At 72.7% G+C, this 2,004-nt stretch carries 1 protein-coding gene and 1 pseudogene; both read right to left on the bottom strand.

Going from position 1 to position 2,004, the window contains the following annotated elements; all coding sequences use genetic code 11:
- The coding region (locus tag JD276_RS15640) for a heavy metal translocating P-type ATPase (RefSeq protein ID WP_200116589.1) at nucleotides 1–1,859 on the bottom strand (1,859 nt) is incomplete at its 3' end.
- Nucleotides 1,856–2,004 (bottom strand): annotated as a pseudogene (locus tag JD276_RS15635) (Cd(II)/Pb(II)-sensing metalloregulatory transcriptional regulator CmtR); the annotation flags it as partial. The pseudogene JD276_RS15635 and the gene JD276_RS15640, both read right to left, overlap by 4 nt.

Raw genomic sequence — 2,004 nt, 5'->3', positions numbered from 1 at the left:
ACCTCGGCGATCTCGTGCACGAGCACCACGGCCGCGAGGCCTAGGACGCCGAACAGGGCCAGCGGCAGCAGGACGGTGATGATCAGCAGCGACAGAATGATGTTCTGGTTGATGATGTGCCGTCCCCGGCGGGCGTGGTCGAACGCGCGCGGGAGCAGGCGCAGGTCGTGGCCGGTGAAGGCGACGTCGGCGGACTCGATCGCGGCGTCGGAGCCGGTCGCGCCCATCGCGATGCCGATGTCCGCCGCGGCGAGGGCGGGGGCGTCGTTGATGCCGTCGCCGATCATCGCGACCGACCCCTGCTTCTCGCCGAGCTTGGCGATCGCTGAGGCCTTGTCCTCGGGACGCAGCTCGGCGCGGACGTCCTCGATCCCGGCCTGCATTGCCAGAGCCCGGGCGGTGCGGGCGTTGTCGCCGGTGAGCATGGTCATCCCGACGCCCTGGGCGGCGAGGGTGCGGACCACCTCGGGGACCTCGGGTCGCAGCTCGTCGCGGACGCCGATCGCCGCGACCGGGACGTCGTCGCGGTGCACGATCACGACGGTCATGCCCTGCTCCTCCAGGCCCGCGACCTGGTCCTTGAGCGTCCCGGCGTCCAGCCATCGGGGGCTGCCGACGGTGACCCGGGCCCCGTCGAGGGTGCCCTCGATGCCGTGCCCGGCCTGCTCGGTCACGTCCAGGGCGGCGGGGGCTCCGGGCGAGGCGGCGGTGATCGCGGCGGCCAGCGGGTGGGTGCTGTGCTGCTCCAGGGATGCCGCCCAGGCCAGGGCTTGCGCCTCGGTCACGCTGTCCGTGGTGAGGACGGCGGTGACGGCGGGCTCGTTGCGGGTGAGGGTGCCGGTCTTGTCGACGGCGACGTGGCGGATCACGCCGAACCGTTCGAACACGGCACCGGATTTGATGATCACGCCGAACCTGCTCGCCGAGCCGATCGCGGCGACGACGGTCAGCGGGACGGAGATCGCCAGCGCGCACGGCGACGCGGCGACGAGCACCACGAGGGCGCGGGTGATCCACAGCTCCGGGTCGCCCAGCAGCGAGCCGATGATCGCGACGAGAGCGGCGAGGATCAGCACGCCGGGCACGAGCGGCCGGGCGATGCGGTCGGCCAGGCGGGCACGGTCCCCCTTCTCAGCCTGCGCCTGCTCGACCAGCTCCACGATCGTGGTCAGCGAGTTGTCGGTGCCCGCCGCGGTCGTCTCGACCTCCAGGGCACCGGCGGTGTTGATCGCCCCGGCCGACACCGCGTCGCCGGGCTCGACCTCCACCGGGATCGACTCCCCGGTGATCGCCGAGGTGTCCAGGCTCGACCGGCCCGTCCGGACGATCCCGTCGGTCGCGATCCGCTCACCCGGACGCACGAGCATCAGCTGACCAACGGCCAGATCCTTCGCGGCGACCTCCACGGGCGCGCCATCCCGCCGGATGGTCGCGGTCTCCGGGACCAGCTTGAGCAGCGCCCGCAGCCCGCCGCGGGCGCGGTCCATGGCCTTGTCCTCCAGCGCTTCGGCGATCGAGTACAAGAACGCCAGCGCCGCGGCCTCCTCGACGTAGCCGAGGATGACCGCGCCCACTGCGCTGATCGTCATCAGCAGCCCGATGCCCAGCTTGCCCGTGAACAGCTTGCGGATCGCGCCGGGCGTGAACGTCGACGCACCCAGCAGCAGGCCGATCCAGAACGCCACCAGCGCCGGGATCTCCGCACCCGTCCATTCCAGGACCAGGCCCGTACCGAACGCTACGCCGGAGAGCACCGGGACCATGATCCCGCGGTCACGCCACCACGGACGCTCCCGCTCCTCCTCGGCCTCCTCGCCGACCCGGGTCTCCGGCTCGTCGCAGCCGCACGCCGCGCTCACGCGCCCGCTCCCGTCCCACAGCAACCCGGCACCGTGCACTCGGCGTCCATGCACGGCGCGTGCTCGTCCACGGCCAGCGTCACGTCCACCAGCGCCGTGAGCGCCGCCGCGAGGTGCGGGTCGGCGATCTCGTAGCGCGTCTGCC

The organism is Leucobacter chromiisoli, assembly GCF_016522505.1.
Taxonomy (GTDB): domain Bacteria; phylum Actinomycetota; class Actinomycetes; order Actinomycetales; family Microbacteriaceae; genus Leucobacter; species Leucobacter chromiisoli.
The sequence above is the reverse complement of the archived record's forward strand: the minus strand, read 5'-3'. Positions and strand labels throughout refer to the sequence as shown.